At 58.0% G+C, this 6,161-nt stretch carries 5 protein-coding genes and 1 pseudogene; 4 read left to right on the forward strand and 2 right to left on the reverse strand.

All coding sequences use genetic code 11. From position 1 onward, the window contains the following. Positions 1-267: 267 nt before the first annotated feature. Complete coding sequence (locus AWJ19_RS35855) at positions 268-357, reverse strand: sporulation protein YjcZ (RefSeq protein ID WP_198536574.1); 90 nt, start codon at positions 355-357, stop codon at positions 268-270. A 117-nt stretch (positions 358-474) separates the two neighbouring features. After that, entirely contained in the window at positions 475-1,872 is a 1,398-nt protein-coding gene (locus AWJ19_RS14880) for an RsmF rRNA methyltransferase first C-terminal domain-containing protein (RefSeq protein ID WP_068724883.1), read from the reverse strand. A gap of 185 nt (positions 1,873-2,057) precedes the next feature. Between AWJ19_RS14880 and AWJ19_RS14885 the strand changes: the two genes are divergently transcribed. From AWJ19_RS14885 to AWJ19_RS35860, 4 genes and pseudogenes are all read left to right on the forward strand, one after another. Continuing rightward, positions 2,058-3,194 carry a glycosyltransferase family 4 protein gene (locus AWJ19_RS14885; RefSeq protein WP_068724885.1) on the forward strand — a complete coding sequence of 379 codons (1,137 nt, stop codon included), beginning with the start codon at positions 2,058-2,060 and terminating at the stop codon, positions 3,192-3,194. Beyond that, positions 3,191-4,609, forward strand: a complete 1,419-nt coding sequence (locus AWJ19_RS14890; protein WP_068724886.1) for a DNA repair exonuclease — start codon at positions 3,191-3,193, stop codon at positions 4,607-4,609. Before AWJ19_RS14885 ends, AWJ19_RS14890 begins: the two co-directional genes overlap by 4 nt. 123 nt (positions 4,610-4,732) lie before the next feature. After that, the gene (locus AWJ19_RS37315) at positions 4,733-5,194 is read left to right on the forward strand and encodes an AAA family ATPase (RefSeq protein WP_068724888.1); all 462 of its coding nucleotides are present in this window, start codon (positions 4,733-4,735) and stop codon (positions 5,192-5,194) included. Next, a pseudogene (locus AWJ19_RS35860) lies at positions 5,122-6,161 on the forward strand (AAA family ATPase); the annotation flags it as partial. The gene AWJ19_RS37315 and the pseudogene AWJ19_RS35860, both read left to right, overlap by 73 nt.

Below are 6,161 nucleotides of genomic sequence, written 5' to 3' on the forward strand. Positions count from 1 at the left end.
CTTAATGAGATGAAATTCCGGAAAACTGAGAAATTAAGTAGCAATAATCCAACTAGATTCGGGAGGCGGGAGGCGGGAGGTGGGAAGTGAGAAGTGAGAAGTGAGAAGTGGAAAGTGAGAAGTGGGAAGCGGATTGCAGGCAGGGGTTCTTTCTCCACAAACCGAGCGGCCTGCCCCGCGCAGCCTCAGACCAAAAAGCGGCTGCACAGCCCCGGGAAGGGCGGCACAGCCGCTTGGTGTCACTGTCGCATTACTTGCCGGACGGAATTAGACAAACAACGAACGGGAAATGATGACGAGCAGGATAAAGAGCACCAAAATTGCACCGGTCGAAGTAAAGCCTGGCATTGCACCCATGTCTGATTCCTCCCTTTAACTTATGTCTGATTCCCATTGCTGCGTCTGCACCAGCTGCGGCGTCCTTGGGATAATGACATCATATGCTTATGAGGGAGGTCTGAACTGGTCAGCTGCCTAAGACTCGTCAAGATGGGCTTTCAGGATTCTCAGCCCCTTGGGCAGATGGTTCTTCAGCTGGCCCGAGCTGGCTTTGCCCCAGCCGACGGGCAAGCCTTCAACACAGACGAGCGTCCAGCCGTGCAGCTCAGCGGGAACCGGCAGGCTCTCGCCGCGCAGCCAGGCCTGAATGTCCAGGCTGTCAGCAGACAGGTCGAAGCTGCGTGCAGCCTGCTCCGGTGAAAGCGCCATGGCCAGGGCATGGGCCGGTTCGATCCGGTTTTTCTTCAAATGGGCAACATGCAGCCCGGCACGCGGGATCTTGAGGCCTTCCAGCAGGCCTGTATGCAGACGCTCATTAAACGTTTCAGGTAGCAGGTAAAGCGACTCTCCAAACAACACAGGTGTACCCTGTACTTTGTAACCGGGCAGCTCTTTGGCGGCCCAGTCCAGGAACTGCTGATAGGCCTCGCGAACCGAAGCGTTTACGCGCGGGCCCTTTTTGCTTTTTGCGCCGCTGCGTTTGTTGCGGGTGCTGACCGCGTCACCGGATGCTGAAGCTGGTGCTTTATGCAGCAGCGCAACGAAATGCCCCTCACCTTTCTCAAGATGAGGCCAGAGCCGTTTGGCAGTAATGAGCTCCATATCGGGATAAGCTGCTGTAAAACGGGCGATCGTCTCCTCGTTCTCCTGGCGGTTATAGGTACAGGTCGAGTAGACCATACTGCCGCCCGGCTTCAGCATGATATAGGCATCCTTCAGAATATCCCACTGCCTGGATGCACACATAAGGACATGGTCAGGGGACCACTCACGGATTGCTGCGGGATCTTTGCGGAACATGCCTTCACCGGAGCAGGGAGCATCAAGCATAATCCGGTCAAAGACCTCTGGAAAACGCCGTGACAGCTCGTCCGGGACAGCGCTGGTTACGAGTGCATGGGGAATACCCAGACGTTCGACGTTCTCGGCCAGAATTTTGGCGCGTTCGGGATGAATCTCATTGGAGACAAGCAGGCCCTGTCCCTGCATTAGAGAGGCGAGGTGGGTTGTTTTGCCGCCTGGCGCAGCAGCCAGATCAAGCACGGTTTCACCAGGCAGCGGCGCCAGCAGCTCGGCCGCGGACATTGCCGACGGTTCCTGAATATAATATAGTCCGGCGGTATGGAAGGGGTGCCGGCCGGGCCGGGCCGGATCCTCATAATAATAACCTGTCTTGCACCAGGGGACCGGAGTCAGGCTGAACTGGGCAATTGCTTTGCTGACAGAAGCGCTGCCGGGGGTGCTCTTTAAAGTGTTGAACCGCAAGCCCTGGGTCCGCGGCATCGTGTAGCTGTGCAGAAAAGCGTCCGCCTCCTGCCCCAGCATCTCTTTCATGGCAGTGGTAAATGCGGCGGGCAGCCGTTCTTCATTCATAAGTCATTCTCCTCTTGTTGATTTCAAAACAGGCTCAAGTGTTCTTATTCCTTGCTGTTTCAGGTGGATACCGATAAAATCAAGATATGGGACCTCAGCGTTGCCTGTATATGTACATATATATAACTATATCATAATTGCCGAGTCTCACCGTAATCGGGGCAATCGAAAAGGGGATGTACCTTATGAATTTGCTGCAAGCGCTATTCTTCCCGCCGGAGCAGCCCGGCGGCGTATCTTCCATGATTCCTTATCTGCAGGAGCGGTTCCGCTCCAGCCGCTGGGATATGGATTTGTTCTGGCTGCCCAAGCGGATTCGGAACAAGGGACGCGAAGAGATTGTCTTTGAAACGTTTGACTGGACGGTGTACGGCGAAAGTCCGGTTGTGCAAAAATATATCCAGACCTACCGTGACTATATCTGGTGGACCAAGCTGCGGATGAGCAAGCAGTATGATCTGATTCATGCCCATCATCCGATTGCCGGCCTGGCGATGAAGAGGATCTATCCGGACATTCCGCTGATTCAGACGCTTCACTCCAGTTACGAACGCGAGCTGATCCTTAACGGCGTTATCCAGGAAGGCGGAATAGAGCATCAGTTTCTGGTCTCTATTTACCGCGAGCTTGAGCATGTCAGCGACCGGCTGATGACGGTATCGCACGCTTTTGCCGATTATCTGGCACCTTATACAGATCATCCTGCGAACATCGGCATTATCCCGAACGGTTTTGACGAAAAAAGATTTAAGCCGGTTCCGCATGATAACAGCATTCCGCAGCTGGTGACGGTTACGCGCCTGGTTCCTGCCAAAGGTCTGGATATCCTGTTCAGAGCCTGTGCAGAGCTGAAAAACCGCGGTCATGAATATGTGCTGCACATTATCGGAGACGGACCTTCGCGCGGGGAGCTGGAGTCGCTGGCGCAGGAGCTTGGAATTTATAATGAAACGATTTTTTACGGCTATACGCTGCATCCTGAAGAATTCATGCCGTTTTTTGATATTTTTGTACTCCCGTCAAGGGCGGAAGCATTCGGCTCCGTGTTTGCGGAGGCTGCGCTCAGCTGTCTAGCCCTGGTCGGTACTAATGTCGGCGGGATACCGGAGCAGATTGAAGACGGGGTCAACGGTCTGCTGGTTAACCCGGATGACCAGAGCGCACTTGCCGATGCTCTCGAAAAAGTGATTGCAGATCCCGGCTACCGTTATGAGCTGTCGAGATCCGCATGGGACAAAGCGAAGAGTCAGTATTCCTTAACCCGGGTCGCCAATGAGCTCAAAAAGATCTATCTGCAGTACCAGCCGGAAACGAAAGGGTGAGCTTAGGTGATTCCTTTCCGATTCCTGCATGCTGCGGATCTGCACCTGGACAGCCGCTTCGTTGGTCTGGCGCAGCTTCCGCAGGCTGTCGCTCCTATCTAAGGGAGTCCACCTTCGCCGCCCTCGGGCGGCTTGTTGGCGTAGCTGTAGAGGAGAAAGTCGATTTTGTAGTCATCAGCGGTGATGTCTATGATGTTTCGGATGCTTCGCTGCAGGGCCAGCTGCGTTTTCAGGAGGCCCTCAGGGAACTGGCCGGACGGGGCATACACGTCTACCTGATTCATGGCAATCATGATCCGCTGGACGGGCCGCGCCTGAACATGGAGCTGCCTGCCGGAGTCACTATGTTCGGAGCCGGAGAGCCGGGACAAGCTGTAGCCTGCCGGCGGAGTGACGGGGCGGAGCTGGCTGTAATCAGCGGTATCTCTTATCCCACGGCAAAAGTAACGGAGAATACGTCATTGCGGTTCAGCCGCAAGCCGGGCAGCAGCCTGTTCCATATCGCGCTTTTGCACGGCAATGTAGACGGGGATCTGCAGCATGAAACCTACTCTCCGTGCACCCGCAAGGATCTGATCGGACGGGGCTTTGACTACTGGGCCCTGGGTCACATTCATAAGCGCAGTATTCTGCACGAGCGTCCGGCCATTGTGTATCCGGGCAACATTCAAGGGCGCAGTGTCAAGGAGACAGGCCCAAAGGGCTGTTACATAGTGGATGTAAATGAAGAAGGCCATACCGCTCTGCGGTTTCGTGAGCTGGATACGGTCCGCTGGCAGGTGAAAGAAATACCGATTGACGGTCTGGCAGATGAGGCGGAGTGGACAAATGCCGTGGAACGGGCAGTAGAGGAAATCCGTGATGAGCTTCCGCAGCTGATGTCCGTCGTGCGCTTCAGACTTACCGGCCGCGGGAACGTACACAGACTATTGTCTGAAAAAGGTGCTGCTGCCGACCTTCTGGCCGAGCTGCAGCGGCGGGAGGCGGTGCGTGCCGGGCAGCAAATGTACGCGGGTCTGGTGTGGACTGAAGGATTTTCTGTAGAGACAGGCCTGCCGATTGACCGGGAGCGTCTTTTGCAGGAGGATAGTTTCCTTGGCGAGCTGCTGCGGCTCTCCGGCCGGAGCGGACAGACTGCAGACGGGCTGGAGGACTTGCTCTCGGCGGCGCTCAAGCCGCTGATGGAAAACCGCGAGCTGCGCAGGCTGCTTACCGCTATCGACGGCGATGACAAACGGGACTGGCTGCGCAGCGCCGAAGAGCTTGGCATTACGCTGCTGAGCAGTGCGGAGGAAGCTGTGCAGACTGGCAGCCGTCATCCGGTTTATGGTGAAGAGGCAGCGGAAGACGCAGGTACGCCGGATACATTGAATGAGAATTCAGCAGACACAGGAAGTGGCGCCGAAGAATGGTAAAGGCTCCTGCAGGCAGACCAATGAACCGTGCAGGGTGAAAGAAGCGGAAATGTCAGACTGGAGCAGCAGCGCGTGTAGAAGCTGTATCAGGCGGGCTGACCGGCAGAAGCGGGGGAATGCGCAATGAAGATAGAGCAGTTGCAGATCAGCGGCTTCGGCCGGCTGCAGCAGCGGGAAATAGAGCTGAAGGAAGGCGTCACTGTACTGTACGGGCGTAATGAAGCCGGCAAAAGCACCACACTGCAATTTATCCGGGCCATGCTGTTCGGGATTCCCGGCAGGGCACATCCGGCGGAGCGGTATGAGCCGTTGCAGGGCGGCCAGCACGGGGGGATTCTAACGGCATGTGACAGTTCGGGGGCACAGTGGATCATCCGGCGCTACGCTGCCGGAGGGGAGCAGCAGGCCCGGAGCGAAAGGCTTAGCATTACCGTCCGGCATCCGGATGGCCGGACGGAAGAAGCGTCACAGGAAGAGCTGGAACGCCGGCTCTTGGGCGCATCTCGCGAAGCATGTTCCGGCAGCTGTTCGCTGTGTCGCTGGACGAGCTGCAGGAGCTTGGCGCGCTGCAGTCCGAGGAAATGAGCAGCTATCTGTTCCACGCGGGGATGGGCGGAGGCGGTGATATTATGCGCGCCGAACGCAAGCTGCTCCAGGAAGCGGAGAAGCTGTATAAACCGCGGGGCAAAGTGCAGGAGGCGGCCAAAATCCTTCAGCAGATTGAGAAGCTGGAGCGGGATATGGCTGAGAGCCGGGCTTTGCTGCCCCGGTATAACGCGAATCTGGCTGCGCTTGAGCTTGCCGAACAGAAGCTGGCTGAGCTTGAGCTTGCGCGGAACAGTGCAGGCAGCAGGCTGAAGCTGCTGCGCAAAGCGTCAGATATCCGTGAACTGTGGCTGAAGTGGCGGGAAGCCCGGTTTGAGCTGGAGAGCCTGCCGGAAATCGCGGATTTTCCGGACAACGGCACGGTGCGGTGGCAGACGCTGGAAGCGGAAATCCGCAGTGCGGCTGGTGCTGTAGAGCGGCTTCAACGGCAGCATGACGAGCTTGCCGCCGAGCTGGCGCTTCACCCGCCGGACGAGCTGCTCATAGCACAGGGTCCTGTGCTGGATCGACTTGACCGCAGGCGCGCAAGCTATGAAGACCGCCGGGCAGAGCGGCAGCGTCTGGAAGCCGACCTTGCCGCACACGAGGCCCATCTGGAGCGCATCCTGCGCAGCATCGGCACCGGTTGGAGCTATCCGGAGCTTGCCGCTTTTGCGGTTACTGCGGCGGAGCGCGAAGCTGCCCGCCGCTTCGCCGCCTCATTCGCCGGCTACGACCGGCGCATGGAGGCCCGGGAAGCGGAGCGGCAGAGCCTCCGCTCCCGCCTGGCCGCCGCCGCCGCTGCGCTGCAGGCGGCGGAGCGCTCGCTTGCGCGCGAGCACGCAAGCGGCGCCGCCAGCTTCGCGGGCCTGGCCCCGCGAAGCCCGCGTGAACTGCTGCAGCTGTGGGACGAGCTGCAGCAGGCTGCCGAGCGCTGGCGCGAAGCCCAGCTCGGCACAGCCGGGCC

The sequence above is a fragment of the Paenibacillus sp. DMB5 genome, from assembly GCF_001517085.1.
Classification (GTDB): Bacteria; Bacillota; Bacilli; order Paenibacillales; family Paenibacillaceae; genus Paenibacillus_AQ.